Genomic DNA, 16482 nt, shown 5'->3' on the forward strand with positions numbered 1-16482 from the left:
GCAAAAGGGTGCAATCGTTACGAAAATGGATAATGACGTGGCTCACGCTGCACAGAAATCCATTTGATCGTCGTAAATTCCTCTATGGACCATTTTCCATTGAACCTTCCGAGACCCGAACCTTTCTCCCCGCCAAATGCGATATGTGGCTCGTCATTGACGCTCTGATCGTTCACATGAATCATCCCGGTATGGATCTGTTGGGCGACTGCCTCCCCCCGTTCCAGTGAGCCAGAAAAGACTGCTCCACTCAACCCGTAGTCGGAAGCGTTGGCTACCTGGATCGCTTCTTCCTCACTGTCTACAGGGATGATCGCGGCGACTGGCCCAAACAACTCGCTTTGTGCGATCGGCATGTCATTTTTTACATCTACGACAATGGTCGGGGCCATCAGGTTGTCTTCTACACTCCCCGCAAGAACGATCCGTGCACCAAGAGCGACACTCTCGCCGATGACTCGCAATATCTTGTCTACTTGATTCCGGTTGATCAACGGCCCGATCACGGTATTCGGATCTTCCGGATTGCCGACTGCCAGCTGGCTCGCCTTATCTGTCAATCGTTCTACAAATGCACCATACACCTTTCTGTCCACCACAAATCGGTTGACGGCCATGCAGATCTGACCCTGATGCATGAACTTTCCAAACATGGCCGCTGCCACTGCCTGATCCAAATCGGCGTCTTCCAATACGATAAATGCGTTGTTTCCTCCTAGCTCCAGAGCAGTCTTTTTCAAATGCTTGCCCGTCACCGATGCGATATGTCGTCCCGCTGCTGTCGAGCCCGTGAAGGAAATCATCCGGGGGATGGGATGCTCGATAAAGTAGTCGCCGACCTCTGCCAGATCAGAAACAACCAGATTCAGGACACCGCTGGGCAAGCCTGCCTCTTCAAATACTTTGGCAATGACGCAGCCTCCGCTGATATACGTCTGCAAATCGGGTTTTAGCACGACGGCGTTGCCGGTTGCAATCGCAGCAACGACAGAGCGCATGGCCAAATGCAGGGGAAAGTTCCATGGCGCGATGACTCCCACTACGCCAACAGGCAGACAGTACAAATGATTTTCTTTCCCTGCTGTGATGGAAGAAAGCTCTTCATCATGGATACGACCCGGATAGGTCGCTGCTTCGCGCATGAAGCCAGTGGCGATTCCGATTTCCACATTTGCCTTTAGAACCGTGCAGCCTTGTTCTCGCACCATAAGAGGAACGAGCTCTTCTCTTTTCCCTTCCAAAATGGCGATGGCTCGCTCGATTACCGCTGTTTTTTCGGTTGCAGACACTTTCGCCCAAGCTCGTTGTGCATCACGTGCCGAAGCATAAGCATCATCCATATCTTGTTTGTTAGCCAGCCGAATTTCAGCCAACACTTCTTTGGAATAAGGGTTTTGGTTGACGTATTTGTTACTACTCTTGCCTTCCTTCCACTCTCCACGGATAAACAATTGATTCCACTCAGCATATTTCATTTACCCTTCCCTCCCTCTTTCATCGCATTTATACACCCAGATATTGATGCTGGATCTCCTCATTGGCTAGTAGCTCTGTCGGAGATCCCTGCCATACGATTTGTCCTTTGCTCATCACCAGGACGTGATCAGCAGCACCACATGCCAAATAAAAATTTTGCTCAACTAGTAGAATCGAAAGTCCTGTATCTTTCAACCTAGTAATGATTTCTCCTACCTGTTCGATAATGACGGGGGCTAACCCTTCTGATGGCTCATCCATTAAAATGCATTGGGGATTCGTCATCAGGGCGCGTCCGATCGCCAGCATCTGCTGCTGCCCACCTGAGAGCTGTGTCCCCATATTCTGTTCCCGCTCTTTTAAAACCGGAAACAGCTCAAAGACAGCTTCCAAGTCCCATTTCTTTTGACCTGCCTCTGTCTGTCGACTGTCTTTTGCCGGTACTATCAGATTCTCTCGAATGGTCAGTGAAGGAAAAATGCGTCTGCCCTGGGGCACCAAGCCAATCCCGTGACGAGCGATTTTGTAGGGAGGTAATCCTGAAATCGGTTTGTCCAAATAGGAAATCCTCCCTGTACGTGGAGGGGTCAGACCCGCAATCGAATGGATCGTCGTCGTCTTCCCCGCTCCGTTTCGCCCGAGAAGCGCCACGCATTTGCCTTTTGGTACCGAGAAGGAGAGCCCCTGTAAAATATGACTGTAGCCGTAGTACGTATGAACGTCTTCCAGTTTAAGCATGCTTGAGCGTCCCTCCCCCGAAGTAGATCTCTTTGACTCTCGCGTCGCCACTGATCTCGTCGGGTGAACCACTCAAAAAGACTTCTCCATGATGCAACACGGTAATGCGATCCGCGATCGAAAACACCACTTCCATGTCGTGCTCAATCACTAACAGGGTAATAGAGCGAGGCATGCTTTGGATGAGCATGGTTGTTTGGACCGTTTCTGCCGGAGACATCCCGGAGGTTGGCTCATCTAAAAGCAATATATTGGGCTTTGACGCGAGTGCGAGGATGACTTCCAGCAGTCGTTGCTCTCCGTAAGACAGCTCGCTGACGATCCGACTACGTCGTTCCCAAAGACCCCATTGTGCTAGTAGCTCCTGCGTTTCTGCAAGCATTTCTGCGTATTTGGACGCTGGCTTCAAGAAATGAAAGCGATAAGGCTTGCAGGCTGTTACGGCGAGGTGTATGTTCTCCTCTACACTCAATTCCCCGAACAAATTATTTTTTTGAAAGGTTCGAGACATTCCCATCCGCACTGCGGTGTAGGCAGGCAATCCACTGATTTGCTGACCATTTACGACGACCTTACCCTCGTTGATCGGCAAAGTACCCGTCATACAATTAAATAAAGTGGTTTTCCCAGCCCCGTTTGGTCCGATGATGACATGCCGTTCACCCTCGCGTACCTCGAGAGAAACATCCCTTAGTACTTGCAAGCCCTTGAATGATTTAGACAAATGTTCAACCTTTAACAGACTCAAAACCGTTTCCCTCCTTTGGCAGAATGGGTGTCTCCTCTTCCTTGTGTCGCTTTGGTCTGAGCTTGTTCCACAGCAGCATGGCGATCTGGAGGATTCCTCCACGTCCATACAGCACAATCGCGACGAATATCACGCCCATGATCATCGGCCATCTGTCTGTGTACGAGCTGATATAGCTTTGCAGGATGACGAAAAAGCCTGCGCCGATTGCGGGACCGACTAACGTACCCACTCCCCCTACAATGACCATGATCAACGCTTGCCCCGAGAACATCCAATGGAGAAGGTCAGGTGATACATACTGGTTGAAGTAAGCATAAAGAGCACCTGCAAAACCCGCGAGCATTCCAGACAGTGAGTACACGATCAGCTTGTAGTGACGGATATTGTAGCCCAATGCCGTCATCCTAGACTCGTTTTCCTTGATACCGCGCACACCTTTGCCCAGCGGGGATGAGATAAAGACGCGGAGCAAGTAATAGCTCACGAGAAACGCTATCGTGACCAAATAATAAAAGCCGACCCTGCTCTCTATAGCACCAAACCCGAGATTCAAGCTGGCCGATACAGCCATACCATCTGCTCCGCCTGTCACCGATTCCATTTTGTAAAAGATGGCGAAAAGCATTTGTCCAAATGCCAGTGTGATCATGAGGAAATAGGCACCAGAGGAACGGATGAACAAGAGCCCAGATACAAAGGCTACGATGCCCGATATCACGGCGGCAGCGATGATCAGAACGTACGTATTATCCAAATGGGTACCTAGCAGAGCTACTACATACGCTCCAAGTCCAAAGAAAGCAGCGTGACCCAGTGAGACTAATCCTGCAAATCCAATAATCAAGCCGAGACTCATGACGAAGATAGCCATGATCAGGACTTCACTGGTCAGCTTGACTCCATAGTTGGTCAGGATCAGGGGCAAGAGCAGCAGAATTGCGATAAATAGGGTGGGGGTCCTCCAGATGTTGGCTCTCACGCATGTGCCCCCCTTCCAAATAATCCGTTTGGTTTAATCAGCAGGACAATAATCATGATGACAAACACCATCGCCATGGTCAGAGATGGGAACCAGACGCGTCCTAACGTATCAACCAATCCGACCAGGATCGCTCCGATAAAGGCACCCTTCCACGTACCAAGACCGCCAACCACAACGATCACCAGCGACGAAACCAAGATCTCCGAGTCGATACCCACGTACATTCCCATAATGGGACCGCCTAGCACTCCGCTCAACCCTGCAAGTGCTGCTCCGACAGCGAAAATACTGGTGAATACCACTTTGATGTTGATTCCGAGCGCAGAGAGCATTTGCCGATCATCCACGCCTGCCCTGATAATCGCACCGATTCTCGTTTTGTTTTCCATGTACCACAACAAGACAGCGAGTAGACAACCAACGAGGATCACAAACAATCGATAAGCTGGAAACATTGTCCCTCCCATATCCAAAGAAACGTCCAAGGAGCTAGGAACGGGCAAAGCCAACGGGCTTGTTCCCCAGATCCACTTGACGAGGTCCGCAAAGATAAACGACAAGCCAAAGGTAAGCAGCACTTGCTCTAGTTCTTTGCCGTACACACGTTCCAGCAAAAACCGTTCCATGAGGACTCCCAGCCCTGCGACCAGCACTATCGAAGCGATCATCGCCAGCCAAAACCCGAGATTTTGCTGCACGAGCGAGTAAGCGATATACACCCCGCCCAGGTAAAAAGCACCGTGGGCGAGATTGACGATATTCATCAAACCAAAGATGATAGAAAGACCCGCTGCGATCATAAACAAGAGCATGCCATAAGCTAAGCCATTCAGGATGTGCATAAACAGGATGGACGTTGCCATAATTTCCTCCTCGTCCTCATTACTTGGATTTGGCTGGAGGTGTCTCCGGAATCTTCAGTCCTTTCATCGCATCGCCCATAATTTCCTGGACGATCTTGCCGTCTTTCCATACGTTCTTGGCCAAGTACATATCCAGTGTCAGGTTGTGAGTCATGGGATCCATCGCCAGTTCACCGCGTGGACTGCTGAACGCGATGTCCTTCAACACCTTCGTCAGGTCCTCTGACTTGACGCTTCCTGCTTTTTCGACTGCCTTGGCGATCACCTGCGCTGAGTCATACCCTTGCACGTTGAAGTAGTTTGGAGTTTTGCCGTATTTTTTGGTGAATGCCTCTACAAAGGCTTTGTTGGTTGCATTGTCCAGAGCCGCTGTGTACATGGTTGCACCAATGATCCCTTCGGCGGCCTGACCTGCGGGATCGGTCACGAGCGGGTCCAAAAATTCCTGGGTACCTGTAAGCGGGATTTTCCCTTTTAACCCAAATTGCTCATATTGCTGAACGAAACGGATCGCATCGGTACCAGCCAGGAATGGGAATACCAAGTCCGGTTTGGTCTGCTGGATATCCGTCAAATACGTAGCGTAGTCATTATTGCCGAGCTTGGGCCAAGCTTCTTTGACGATCTCTCCACCAGCTGCCACGAACGCTGCCTTAAACGCTTCGATGGTTTCATGGCCGGCTGGGTAGTCAGGAGCGAGTACGTACGCTTTTTTTCCGATATTGTTGGCAATATAAGCAGCACCAGGTGTACCGTCCTGCCAGTTGGAAATAGACACGCGATAGATGTAGTCACTTTTCTTATCCCAGGAAATGTCGTTTGCGGCAGCATTCGCTACGATCAGAACGATTTTGTCTTTTTCAATCACGTCACGCAAGGCATATACGACGGACGAAGAAATCGGTCCCACGAGCAAATCTACCTTTTCGCTGTCTACCAGCTGGCGGTATTTACGTAGAGCGACTTGCGGATTCGCCTCATCGTCTTCGTATTTTACCGTTACAGGTCGATTGCCGATCTTGTTGCCATTCTGCTCGAAATACAGCTCCATCCCGGCTTTGATGCTCTCCGACAACGGAGCAAAATTTCCCGAGAAGGACAGAATGGCACCGATCTTGATCGGCTCACCTTCGCCACTTGATGCGGTCTGATTACTGCACGCACCAAGCACGAGCAAGACCAAGGTTAACAGGGTACTGATCCATATGCGGCTCTTGCCCAATCTTTTTTTGCCCACCATGTAAGACGCCCCCTTATCATTCAATTGTTTCTCTCCTTGCCTTACAAGAACATGCTGAGGTTCATTACAGATAAAACAGTCTGATCTGGATAGATCGTGCGGGATGCGATCTTCCATGTGCCACCTGATTTTTGCAGCACATCCAGACGTTCACCAAACAGTTCTTCGGTTCCCACATCTTGCGCTCGGCTGCGTTTGAACAAAAAGTGACTTCTCACTGTCAGCTTGTCGTCCTCCGAAACCGTTTCCAATAAAATGTTTGTGATAAAATGACGAGTCCGAGGTGCAGGATCTTCTGCCCACGCACTTGAAGTTCCAAGCCTTTTGACACGGGTCGTCAGGGAGGTTTTGGTTTCCTCAAAAAATGTCATGGCCTCGACGATATTCGATCCGTCCTTCTTTTCCCGAGTTGCCCGAAGTGGCATGCGATAGCGAATGTCATCTGTCAAGATCTCGAGCCACTCTTCAAATTTTCTAGCGTCTAACAAGTAAGCTTCCCGATAGTAAAACTGGGTAATTTCATAATACAAACCGGTGTTCATCGCCATCTCCTCCTTTGTGCTCCCATCCTTTCTCGTGGAGTCAATCTCGTGAGATCAGTTCCAGCCAATGCTCGTGGGTCGCGCGATGAATCGCATCCAAATAGCAGGTGGGATAGGCGATTCCTGGACCGGGGAAGTTCTCATCCGGCAATACTCGCTCAAAGCCCATCAAGTAATTTAGCAGGTTGTTATAACTGAGCACCTTGTTGCGTGCCATGTAGCCTTTGCTCGTTTGTGCTACCCTCGTCCATATCTCCGTATCGTCCTGCTCCAATGTACCCGATGGACCGAACGAACTGATGTAGCCTTTGTAAGCATCTTCCTTGTAATCATCCGGTGCTGCCTTGTCGATCATAAACCACGACCAGATCTCGATTTTATCGGGACCCAGTGGCCTCCATACGCGGAAATTCAAGTAGTTATGTAAATGGCCCTCACTTCCGTGTACGGGGCTGTTAAACGATAACGTAGGATAAATCGAGCCCACAAAAACAGTCGTTTTCGCAAATACCCGCAGCTGTTCTTTGCTCAGATTGCTCTCGAACAAGGGCCACATCTCTTCAGGCAATCCTTGATATGGCGGCCTTTCTGGTCTCCCTTGTCCTTGGGCGGTAATTACGTTGATGCCGTGACCATTTTCCAAGACCACCTGATGCCCATACCCTGCGTACAGAGGATCTTTTGGACTGATTCCCAATTCTACCGTAGAACGATGAGTAGATTGCACATGGTATGGATCACCTGAGAAATTTTCGAGCACGAGCTTCCAGTTGGTGTTCACTACCCAGCGTTGAGGGAGTCCTCTCACTTCCATCCCTCCACTGCGCCCAAGCAAAATGTCCAGGTACCACTTCATCCCCCCTAGATACTCTTCTAGTGAGCTAGCATCAGGGTCAAGAGTGGCGAAGATCATCCCTTGGTAGGCGGCGACTTGTGCGATTGGTCGAAGCCCCCAGTCGTCTTTTTTCATCTCTTCTCCGTATACCTTGTCTCCCGCTACCACTCCGATCAGGTCTCCATTCAGATTGAAGCTCCACCCATGATACGGACATAAAAAACTTTTCTTCTTACCAAAATCAGCTGTACACAGCATGGTCCCTCTATGTGGACAAGAGTTTAAGAAAGCTTTGATTTCTCCATCGTTCGTCCTGACTACGAGAATAGGGTCATCTACGATCCATCTCGTCACATAGCTTCCGGGCTCTGGCAGCTCAGAATCGTGGGCTAAAAACTGCCAGGTACGAGCGAATATTTTTTCTTGTTCCCTTTCATAGATGCTCGGATCCGTCAATATCCACTGCGGCAGCAATCCCTGCTCCATTTTCTCTTTGATTTCCTGAATGGTTTGTTTTTCAATGGTTTGTCGATACATTGCGATGGAGTCCCCCCTTTCTGTGAAGGCGCTTACAGTTCTAGTTCCTGTTTGGCGATCTTTTGCGCAATTTTAAGATATATCCATATCTTAGCTTCGAAAACGCAACAAAAAAACAGCTCCGTTCCGTCATGGTGAACAATTCAGATTTTTTAATCTTTTTTACTTGCTATAATATAGAAGAGATCAGGGAGGAGGTATGTTCATGTCCGAAATCAGTGATAAACGTATGTTGTCATCCTTGAGCAATGCGCTACGCATCCTTCGCTCCTATTCGATGGATAAGCCAAGCCAGGGAATCACGGAGATGTCTTCCAGTCTACAGCTAGGGAAAAGTACGGTTCACCGGCTCGTCTCGACGCTATCGAATGAAGGGTTTCTCGTGAAAGATTCAGAGACACAAAAGTATCGTTTAGGGTATTCCGTTTTGGCCTTAAGCGGTGTGATAACATCGAGCCTGGACATTTACACCGAGTCATTACCTATCGTTCGTCGGTTAGTAGATTCTGTGGGGGAAACGGCGCATATTGCTATCCTCGATGGCGAGGAAGTCATTTATGTCATGAAGATCGAATGCAATCATCTCGTCCGTTTTCTAACCCACGTGGGCCGGAGAAATCCTTTATACTGCACGAGCTCAGGTAAAGTCTTGCTGGCCTATAAAGAAGCAGCATTTATCGAAAGGATTATTGATCAAGGTCTTATCAAGCATTCCTCGACAACCTTGACTGACCCAGATGTATTACGGCAACATTTGCACAAAATCAAACAGGATGGCTACGCGACCAGCTACGAGGAATTGTCGGAAGGCGTACATTCCGTCGCTGCCCCTATCCGTGACTATACAGGACAAGTGACTGCTGCGATTACCATCGTAGGTCCTAAGCAGCGCATGGTTCGCTCCAAGATCCCTTTCTTCGTGAAAAAGGTACGCGATGCGAGTCAGGAAATCTCGGAAAAGCTCGGTTATTATCGCCGCTAGATTACGGCATTGTACACACAAAGACCCGCTCACATGATTGGATGAGACGGGTCTTTTTATATGCGCTTTCCTATTCAAATGCCATCGGCAAACCGATGTAATTCTCGGCGAGGCTGAGCGACGCCGCACGCGATGAAGTCAAGTAATCCAGCTCCGCCATTTGGATCCGATGCTCGAATGAGGAATGCTCATGATTCCGATGGAGCATTGTCGTCATGAACCAGGAAAACCGCTCCGCTTTCCATACACGACGCAGGCAAATTTCAGAATAACGATCGAGATAGTCAGACTTTCCCGTTCGGTAGTACGTTTCCATTCCCCTTGCGAGCACTTGTACATCCGCAGCTGCCAGGTTCAAACCTTTTGCCCCTGTCGGCGGCACGATATGGGCGGCATCTCCTGCCAAGAACAAGCGACCATATTGCATCGGATCACAGACAAAGCTGCGCATGGAGACCACCCCCTTTTGAAAAATCGGACCTTCGATTAATTGAAACCCATCTGTCGTCTCCAGTCGGGTGTGCAGCTCTGACCATATGCGGTCATCCGACCAATTGGCGATAGCGTCCTTGGGATCGACTTGCAGGTAAAGACGTTGAACATCAGGTGATCTCGTGCTTAAAAGGGCAAAACCCCGTTCGTGATTGGCATAAATAAGTTCTGGCGCAGAAGCAGGTGCTTCTACCAAAATGCCGAGCCAGCCAAAGGGATATACCTTTTGATATTCATTTCGCTCAGCCTGTGGAATATTCGGACGGCTAGGACCGTGAAAACCGTCGCAACCAGCTATAAAATCGCAGTTGAGCTCGTGCGGTTCCCCCTGATTGTCACGGAAGAGGATCTTCGGTTGATCCGTGCCAATCCCCTGCAATTTCACATCGCTGACTTGAAAGAAGATTCGTCCCTCCGCTTGAGTTCTTGCATCCAGCAAATCCTTTAGGACCTCATGCTGCGCATAGACAGTCACATACTTCCCTTCCGTCAGCTCATGCACATTAATCCGGTGTCCTTTTTTGTTGAAGCGCAGCTCGAATCCTTCGTGAAAATGCCCTTCCTTCATCATTCGCGTGCCGACTCCCAGCTGATTCATCAAATCGACGGTTCCTTGTTCCAGCACGCCAGCGCGGATTGTTCCCTCAATGTCTTCCCTTGACCGGTTCTCGAGAATCACCGATTCAATTCCCTGTGCATGAAGAAGCTGTGAAAGCAACAAGCCCGCCGGTCCTGCTCCGATAATGCCAACCTGGGTTCGCATAGATCCTACCCCCACTTTTTCTCTTTCTTTATTTATTGATAAGCCGTTGAAATGCCTCCGTACCATCAATAGCAGGTGGCCACTCGCACAGATCAAAGGGAAAGTCCGTTCCGGGCACGACTCTATCTTCTCCTACCATTTCTATGAGATACGCCAATGCGCCTGGGTTCCACAGGATAGAATCATACCAGAAGCGTTTTACGGCCTCACGAGGAACATCCTGCAAGTTTCCCGAGACTGCCTTCCATTTCTCATAGCCGGTCTGTAAACGTCCCACCTGATAAGGGAAAAATCCTCCCCCGTGCGCAAGTAAGACTTTCGCATCCGGATACCGGTCCATGATGCCTGACAGCAACAAATCTGTCGCACACACCGTCGTTTCCCATGGTACACCGATCAAATTAGGCATCATACGTCGGTTTAAGCGTGGGTCCTCACTGAGGAGGGGATGGACAAAGACAATGGCGTTTTTCGCATGGGCGACCTCCCAAAACGGAGTGAACTTTTCATCACCCAGAAGGTTTCCTTCCCAGGAGGTCGCGATGATTGCCCCCAGGAGTCCCAGATCCATAGCTCGTTCCAGCTCCCGTGCAGCCATTTCTGGATCATTCATCGGCAAGCACGCTAATGCAGACAGCCTGTTTCCATGTTCACGGGTCCACTCGGCCAAGCTATCATTGTAGATGGTAGCCAATTCATGTGTGACCGATGAAGCCAGTTCATACAGAAAGAGCTGGGGAATCGGGGATACGAGAGAGTGATGTATCCCCGCCCTTTCCTGCTCTGCCAGGTAAAGCTCTGGATTGACAAAACTTTCCTTCAATTCAAACTCCCATTTGCCATTGACGGATAAGAAATCGGCTTTCGTTGGATCTTTTTTGACCCATTTTGCTTGTATCGTATACTGATTCTCTCGCAACCACTCGATGACTTCGGGTGGGACAAAATGGGTATGAACATCGTACATGACGACACCTCCGAGTTGATACGAGAAGCAAATTTCCGCTAGCGATCCTGACGATCCGAGGCAGGAACCCCACCAATCCCCCAATGCGTTTTGGGCACTTCCGTTACAAGCACGCGAATGCGTTCTTTTGGTGAATCCAGTTCCTCCGCGACGGTCTCGGTCACCCGCTGAATCAATGATTTGACCTTTTCCGGGGATCTTCCTTCCATAATCTGAATCTGAATGATTGGCATTCCTCTATCACCCATTATTCCGTATTCCGTCATTCTGTTACGCGAAAGTCAACCGTACCCAGACCGTCAAACTTGGCAGATACCGCGTCGCCTACATGTAGCATAACGGCACCGGTGATCCCGCCCGTGAGGATGGTTTGACCCGCTTTGAGCTTCAGACCTTTTCTGGCCAGCATATTCGCCAGCATCGCAACTGAATGAGCTGGATGACCGACGACTGCTGCTCCTGCTCCCAGGTCTTTGATTTTTCCGTTGATACTGAGCGTCACACCTACCAAATCCAACTCAAAATCATTCGGGCGACCAAGCTTCGTACCAAAAACAACCTTCGAGGAAGAAGCATTATCCGCGATCACGTCAGGCAACGTGAATTGAAAGTTTTCATAGCGACTATCGATGATTTCCAGAGCAGGCAGCACGTATTCGGTCGCTGCTAGTACTTGTGCGCCTGTAACACCTGGCCCCTCGATATCTTTTCCCAAAACAAAAGCAATCTCTGCCTCGACCTTGGGGTGAATGAAATCCCGCATCGAAATTTCCTGTCCGGTCGCTACCATGTAATTGAACACGTATCCGTATATCGGTTCATTCACATTCATTTGCTTCATTTTTGCCTGGCTGGTGAGTCCCATTTTGGGCCCGACAATCTCATAGCCTGCTTCCAGCTTGATCAAAACGAGCTCTTCCTGAATCTGATAGCCGTCTTCTACGGACAGCTCGGGATGCTCCAGTGTGATTCTACTAACTTCCTGACGATCTTCTTCAGCAGATACGAGATAACGGGCAATCTGCTTGGCTACTGTTCTGTCCATAGCTCTCCTCCGTCGTTTAGATTCTTGCAGCCGCTTGTACTTGTGCAAGCTCTGCTGCTACGTCGACAATCATGTCCTCCTGACCGCCTACTACTTTGTGCTTTCCGAGCTCGATCAAAATGTCTCGCGAGTCAACTCCAAATCGTTTGGAAGCTCGCTGGGCATGTAGCAGGAAGCTGGAATATACGCCCGCATAACCGAGTACCAGATTGTCGCGAGTGATCTCCTGAGGAACTTTTAAAAGCGGAGCGATAATATCCTCTGCCGTATCCATCATTTTGTAAAGATCTATGCCTGTCACGATGCCCATGTGTTCGAGCACCGCGACGAGCACCTCCGTCTGGGTGTTGCCTGCTCCTGCTCCCAGGCACCGAATACTGCCATCAATCCGCTGAGCTCCTTCCTGAATCGCAGCCAGCGTATTCGCCATGGCGAGCGACATATTGTTATGGGCGTGAAAGCCTACATTCACGGAGAGGGAATGGCGCAGGGCACGTACTCTCTCTGCTACTTGATGGGGAAGTAACGCCCCTGCTGAATCTACGATATAGACAGTATCTGCTCCATAGCTCTCCATCAGGGACGCTTGGTTGACGAGCGTATCTACGGGAGCCATATGCGACATCATCAAGAATCCGACTGTCTCCAATCCCAAGTTTTTCGCCACTGCCAGATGCTGGGCGGAGACGTCTGCTTCCGTCACATGAGTAGCGACCCGAGCCATTTTCACTCCGAGATTCGCTGCCTCTTTTATTTCCTTAATCGTACCAATTCCCGGAATGACCAGCACGGCAATTTTTGAATTTCCACTGACCGATACGGCTGCTTCGATTAATTCCATTTCATGGGTGTGGGACAGGCCGTACTGTAAAGATGACCCACCCAGTCCATCGCCATGGGATACTTCGATGTAAGGAACATTCGCTTCTCCCAACGCTTTAGCGACACGTAACACCTGGTCCACCGTATATTGGTGAGCAATAGCGTGACTGCCATCTCGCAACGCTACCTCTGTGATGACTACATCGCGTTTGACATTCATGACCAATCCTCCTTACCCAGCGCCATCTGATTCAGTCGGTGGCGAGCCACCTCTTCGGCTACCTTGACAGCAGCTGCGGTCATGATATCCAGGTTCCCGGAGTAATTAGGCAAATAATCTCCAGCCCCTTCTACTTCCAAAAACACGGTTATTTTATTGCCGTCAAAGATCGGCTCTGTGCGCAGGCGATAGCCCGGAACATAGGATTGAATCGATGCGACCATATCGATTACAGATTGGCGGATTGCCTCTTCGTCCATCTGCCCTTCACCGACGAGTGCATACACGGTATCCCGCATGAGGATTGGTGGCTCGGCTGGGTTTAATAGAATGATGGCCTTCCCTTTTTTCGCCCCTCCGATATTTTCGATCCCTCGTGCAGTTGTTTCCGTGAACTCATCAATGTTAGCACGTGTACCAGGTCCCGCACTTTTACTAGAGATCGTCGCCACAATTTCCGCGTATTCAACTGGAGCGATTCGGTGAATGGCATTCACGATCGGAATCGTCGCTTGACCTCCGCAGGTAACTAAATTGAGATTCCCTTTGTCCAGGTGCTCCTGCATATTAACCGTTGGTACGACGAGGTCTCCCACCGCTGCCGGTGTAAGGTCAATCGCTAGCTTGCCTGCTTCCTGCAGAGCTTTCGCATGCCGCACGTGTGCCTTTGCCGAGGTAGCATCAAAGACGATATCCGCCTGCTCTGGCTGTTGCAAAAATCCATTCAAGCCTGAATCAATGGTGACATAGCCCTGTTCGCGTGCCCGGTGCAGTCCATCTGAGTCCGGATCAATCCCGATCATCGTGGTCAGCTCCAACACGTCAGAGCGCTGCAATTTATACATCAAGTCGGTTCCGATATTGCCTGAACCGAGAATGGCGACCTTTACTTTGGACATCCACGTATGCACTCCTTTCGTTACTCCGCCACAAAATGAACCTGTACTTCGCCGAGATGAGCGAGCCTTGCATGAAAATGGTCTCCAGGCTGGGCGTTCACAGCCGCAGAAAGTGCACCGGACAAGATGACTTCTCCCGCTTTTAATGGAATGCCGAATTCAAACAGTTGATTCGCCAGCCAAGCCACGCATGCTGCAGGATCGCCGAGGGTTGCTGCTCCGACTCCTGTATTCATGATTTCACCGTTTTTGTAGAGCACCATCCCCACCTGAGGCAGATCGATTGCGTCAGGCTTGACCGGTTTTCCACCCAAGACAAACAGACCAGAGGAAGCGTTGTCAGCGACGGTATCCTGGAGCTTGATCTTCCAATCCGCGATCCGACTGTCTACGATTTCCAAGGCGGGGAGTACGTAGTCGGTAGCCAATAAGACGTCCAATGCCGTTACTCGTGGACCAATCAGATCACGCTTGAGGACAAAGGCGATCTCTGCTTCTACCCTCGGCTGCAACACGCGGGAAAAGGGGATACTCCCCCCATTTTCCACGATCATATCATCCAGCAAGTGACCGTAATCTGGCTGATCGACCTTTAGTAGCTGTTGCATCGCTTCTGAAGTCAATCCAATCTTTTTCCCCACGATCCGATGTCCAGCTTTTACCTTTTTATCGACGGTCAGCAGTTGCACCTGGTAGGCTTCCGCAATGGTTATAGCAGGGTCAAGCTTCGTGATCGGCTCCACTCCCCTGCGATTCTCCAGCGCTTGCTTCAAATGCAACGCGTACTTGTTTGCTTTATCAGTCACTGCCTTCTCCTCCTGTTCCTGTGGGCACTGTCACAGTTTGATACAAACGTTGGTCAGCTCGGAGTAGAACTCAAAGCTGTGCACCCCGCCTTCGCGCCCAATGCCGCTTTGTTTCATTCCGCCAAAAGGCGTGCGTAAATCACGCAAAAACCACGTGTTTACCCAGACAATCCCCGCTTCGATCTGACCTGCCACGCGATGAGCCCTGCGTAGATCATTCGTCCAGACCGAAGCACTCAATCCGTAGTGCGTATCGTTGACTTGATCCAGCACTTCCTCCTCTGTATCAAATGGGATGACCGTAACGACTGGCCCAAAGATTTCTTCATTGACGACACGGCATTTGCGGTCCAGCCCCGTTATAATTGTCGGCTCCAAATAGTACCCGGTTTCCAATCCTTCAGGGCGTTTGCCACCGTGAACGATGGTACCTCCTTCTTCAAGTGCGAGATGAATATAGCTGGTGACGCGCTCAAAATGCTCCTCACTGATCAATGCACCCACTTTGGTCTTGGGCTCAAATGGGTCTCCGACGACCAGTTCTTTTGTTTTCGCAATGAATTTCTCGAGAAAGGGCTCGTATGCGGAGCGTTCCACGTAAATCCTCGAGCCGCACAGGCAAACTTCTCCTTGGTTAATAAAACTTGACTTCATCGTGGTTTCGATGACTTCATCGAGGTTGGAATCCGCGAAAATGATATTCGGGTTCTTGCCACCCAGCTCATACGACAGACGCTTTAACGTCTTGGCTGCGGTCGCCATGATCACTTTGCCTGTCGTCGTTTCCCCTGTGAAGCTGATGGCATTGATATCTGGATGTTCAGACAAGGCGGCTCCGGCAGAATTTGGTCCAAACCCATGCACCAGGTTTATGACTCCATCCGGTACACCGGCATCGCGACATATTTCTGTCAGCACGGTAGCGGTCATCGGAGTCAGCTCCGCGGGTTTCATGACGATGGTATTTCCTGCAGCCAGTGCCGGCGCCAGTTTCCATGTCAACAAGAGCAGCGGCAGATTCCACGGATTGATTAAACCAACGACGCCTACTGGTCGACGTATGGCGTAATTGAGTGCGATGTCATCCATCTGTGTCGCTTCTGTCGTCATCGTCCGGATGTAATCGGAGAAAAAGTGGAAATTATAGGCTGCTCGCGGAATATCGATGCTTTCCGAGAGCCAGATTGGCTTACCTGTATCCAAGGATTCCAAAGCTGCGAGCTCTTCCTTTCGCTCCAGGATCAGATCCCCAACCTTGCGCAAGACGGCAATCCGGTCGTTTGCCGGCATTTTCTTCCAAGGACCGTCCAAAGCTCGTTTCGCTGCCTTTACAGCCAGATCGATTTCGTCTACGCCACCCTCTGCTACCGTCCCCAAGCGTTCTTCTGTAGCCGGATTGATATTGTCAAATGTTTTCCCATCGAGGGACGGCACGAACTTTCCGTCGATAAAGTGGAGGCAATCGATGGGACGAATGTCGGTTTTTTGCATGATTCATTCTCCTTTTTCAAGTTCTACGCTA

17 protein-coding genes are annotated in these 16482 nt (G+C 50.1%); 1 reads left to right on the forward strand and 16 read right to left on the reverse strand.

Annotation, left to right across the window (positions count from 1 at the left end; genetic code table 11):
* Positions 1-17: 17 nt before the first annotated feature.
* The 8 genes from EDM55_RS26705 to EDM55_RS26740 are packed head-to-tail and all read right to left on the reverse strand — an operon-like array spanning position 18 to position 7964.
* Complete coding sequence (locus EDM55_RS26705; RefSeq protein WP_122961784.1) at positions 18-1475, reverse strand: aldehyde dehydrogenase family protein; 1458 nt, start codon at positions 1473-1475, stop codon at positions 18-20.
* A 28-nt stretch (positions 1476-1503) separates the two neighbouring features.
* Complete coding sequence (locus EDM55_RS26710) at positions 1504-2214, reverse strand: ABC transporter ATP-binding protein (protein WP_122961785.1); 711 nt, start codon at positions 2212-2214, stop codon at positions 1504-1506.
* On the reverse strand, positions 2207-2962 hold the full coding sequence (locus EDM55_RS26715) for an ABC transporter ATP-binding protein (protein ID WP_092270202.1): 756 nt from the start codon (positions 2960-2962) through the stop codon (positions 2207-2209). Before EDM55_RS26715 ends, EDM55_RS26710 begins: the two co-directional genes overlap by 8 nt.
* The gene (locus EDM55_RS26720; protein WP_092270205.1) at positions 2943-3944 is read right to left on the reverse strand and encodes a branched-chain amino acid ABC transporter permease; all 1002 of its coding nucleotides are present in this window, start codon (positions 3942-3944) and stop codon (positions 2943-2945) included. Before EDM55_RS26720 ends, EDM55_RS26715 begins: the two co-directional genes overlap by 20 nt.
* A complete protein-coding gene (locus EDM55_RS26725) occupies positions 3941-4810 on the reverse strand; it encodes a branched-chain amino acid ABC transporter permease (protein ID WP_092270208.1) in 870 nt (289 codons plus the stop codon). Before EDM55_RS26725 ends, EDM55_RS26720 begins: the two co-directional genes overlap by 4 nt.
* Before the next feature lie 19 nt (positions 4811-4829).
* On the reverse strand, positions 4830-6050 hold the full coding sequence (locus EDM55_RS26730) for an ABC transporter substrate-binding protein (RefSeq protein ID WP_122961786.1): 1221 nt from the start codon (positions 6048-6050) through the stop codon (positions 4830-4832).
* Between the two features lie 41 nt (positions 6051-6091).
* Positions 6092-6592, reverse strand: a complete 501-nt coding sequence (locus EDM55_RS26735) for a 3-phenylpropionate/cinnamic acid dioxygenase subunit beta (protein ID WP_246070904.1) — start codon at positions 6590-6592, stop codon at positions 6092-6094.
* Between the two features lie 40 nt (positions 6593-6632).
* Entirely contained in the window at positions 6633-7964 is a 1332-nt protein-coding gene (locus EDM55_RS26740; RefSeq protein ID WP_092270217.1) for an aromatic ring-hydroxylating oxygenase subunit alpha, read from the reverse strand.
* Between the two features lie 205 nt (positions 7965-8169).
* On the opposite strand from EDM55_RS26740, the gene EDM55_RS26745 reads away from it, so the two are divergent.
* Complete coding sequence (locus tag EDM55_RS26745) at positions 8170-8946, forward strand: IclR family transcriptional regulator (protein ID WP_092270220.1); 777 nt, start codon at positions 8170-8172, stop codon at positions 8944-8946.
* Between the two features lie 70 nt (positions 8947-9016).
* Here EDM55_RS26745 and pobA read toward each other — a convergent pair whose 3' ends face one another.
* The 8 genes from pobA to EDM55_RS26785 are packed head-to-tail and all read right to left on the reverse strand — an operon-like array spanning position 9017 to position 16451.
* Positions 9017-10201, reverse strand: coding sequence for a 4-hydroxybenzoate 3-monooxygenase (gene pobA / locus EDM55_RS26750; protein ID WP_122961787.1), 1185 nt, complete (start codon positions 10199-10201; stop codon positions 9017-9019).
* A 28-nt stretch (positions 10202-10229) separates the two neighbouring features.
* A complete protein-coding gene (locus tag EDM55_RS26755) occupies positions 10230-11168 on the reverse strand; it encodes an amidohydrolase family protein (protein ID WP_092270227.1) in 939 nt (312 codons plus the stop codon).
* A gap of 38 nt (positions 11169-11206) precedes the next feature.
* Entirely contained in the window at positions 11207-11416 is a 210-nt protein-coding gene (locus tag EDM55_RS26760; RefSeq protein ID WP_373863292.1) for a 4-oxalocrotonate tautomerase, read from the reverse strand.
* A gap of 14 nt (positions 11417-11430) precedes the next feature.
* Complete coding sequence (locus EDM55_RS26765) at positions 11431-12213, reverse strand: 2-keto-4-pentenoate hydratase (RefSeq protein WP_122961788.1); 783 nt, start codon at positions 12211-12213, stop codon at positions 11431-11433.
* 16 nt (positions 12214-12229) lie between these two features.
* Positions 12230-13255 (reverse strand): 4-hydroxy-2-oxovalerate aldolase, encoded by a 1026-nt coding sequence (dmpG, locus tag EDM55_RS26770; RefSeq protein ID WP_122961789.1) that lies wholly within the window; start codon positions 13253-13255, stop codon positions 12230-12232.
* Positions 13252-14154: an acetaldehyde dehydrogenase (acetylating) gene (locus EDM55_RS26775; protein WP_092270239.1), complete on the reverse strand. Its 903-nt coding sequence runs from the start codon at positions 14152-14154 to the stop codon at positions 13252-13254. Before EDM55_RS26775 ends, dmpG begins: the two co-directional genes overlap by 4 nt.
* A gap of 20 nt (positions 14155-14174) precedes the next feature.
* The gene (locus EDM55_RS26780; RefSeq protein ID WP_373863296.1) at positions 14175-14933 is read right to left on the reverse strand and encodes a 2-keto-4-pentenoate hydratase; all 759 of its coding nucleotides are present in this window, start codon (positions 14931-14933) and stop codon (positions 14175-14177) included.
* Positions 14934-14990: 57 nt separating this feature from the next.
* Positions 14991-16451 carry an aldehyde dehydrogenase gene (locus EDM55_RS26785; protein WP_092270246.1) on the reverse strand — a complete coding sequence of 487 codons (1461 nt, stop codon included), beginning with the start codon at positions 16449-16451 and terminating at the stop codon, positions 14991-14993.
* Between the last annotated feature and the right edge of the window lie 31 nt (positions 16452-16482).

It is taken from the genome of Brevibacillus centrosporus (genome assembly GCF_003710815.1).
Taxonomy (GTDB): domain Bacteria; phylum Bacillota; class Bacilli; order Brevibacillales; family Brevibacillaceae; genus Brevibacillus; species Brevibacillus centrosporus.